The following is a 949-nucleotide window of genomic DNA, read 5'->3' as shown; positions in this document are numbered from 1 at the left end:
GCTCCAGATAGTCGCCCTCCTCCAGCCGTCCTCCCACGGAGCGGCCCGTGAGGTTGAACGTCTTGCCCTGGATGAACTCGCCGCTGGTGGGCGCCCAGCCCACGCCGACGCGGCCGTACACGAGCTGCGGCTGCGGCTCATCGTCGTGCCCGTGGCGTTGCTCGTGGGTTATCTGGGGGCCACCGGCTCGCTGCGATTCATCGTCCGGCTGTTCACCATGCTGGTGCACGAGCTGGGGCACGCCGTCACCGCGTGGCTGTGCGGCATCCCCGCCGTGCCGTCGCTCTGGGTGACCTCCATGGGCTCGGAGCGATGGTACTCGCTGGCGTTGGCGCTCGCGGGCGCGCTCGGAGCGCTCACCTGGATTGGCTGGAAGCTGCGCCGCTGGGCGTGGGTGACGTGGGGCGTGGTGCTGCTCACCTGCCAGCTCGTCTGCACCGTGGGCCTGCCCATGTCGAGCACGCTGCCGCTCGTCATCTTCGGCGGCGACGGGGGGATGCTGGTGCTGGGCACGGTGCTGATGGGGTGCTTCTACGTGCGGCCCGGCAGCTACCTGCACGTGCGCGCGTTGCGCTGGGGCCTGGTGCCCATTGGCGCGCTGTCCTTCTGGGACGGCTTCCTCACCTGGTGGAGGGCGAGGACGAACGCGGAGGAGATTCCGTTCGGCCGCATGGAGGGCCAGGGCCTGAGCGACCCCAGCCGCCTGGTGGATGAGCACGGCTGGCAGGAGGGCGACCTCATCCGCCGCTATGTGACGCTGGGCGTGCTCTGCCTCGTGGCCCTGGCGGTGTTCCACATCCTGCACCTCTACCGCGGGCGGAGCCGCCTGCGCGCCGCCGTGCGAGCGCTGCGCCACCAGGAGGAGTGACGAGACGTCTCGGGTTGTGACAGCGGTGGGGAACGCCGGTACCCTTCGCGGCACATGGCACACTCCGCCCCCCCGCTCCCG

General features: G+C 70.8%; 1 protein-coding gene. It reads left to right on the top strand.

Going from position 1 to position 949, the window contains the following annotated elements; translation table 11 throughout:
- Positions 1 to 151 precede the first annotated feature (151 nt).
- Positions 152 to 868 (top strand): hypothetical protein, encoded by a 717-nt coding sequence (locus FJV41_RS49305; protein WP_141649530.1) that lies wholly within the window; start codon positions 152 to 154, stop codon positions 866 to 868.
- Positions 869 to 949 lie beyond the last annotated feature (81 nt).

Source organism: Myxococcus llanfairpwllgwyngyllgogerychwyrndrobwllllantysiliogogogochensis (genome assembly GCF_006636215.1).
GTDB classification, from domain to species: Bacteria; Myxococcota; Myxococcia; order Myxococcales; family Myxococcaceae; genus Myxococcus; species Myxococcus llanfairpwllgwyngyllgogerychwyrndrobwllllantysiliogogogochensis.
The sequence above is the reverse complement of the archived record's forward strand: the minus strand, read 5'-3'. Positions and strand labels throughout refer to the sequence as shown.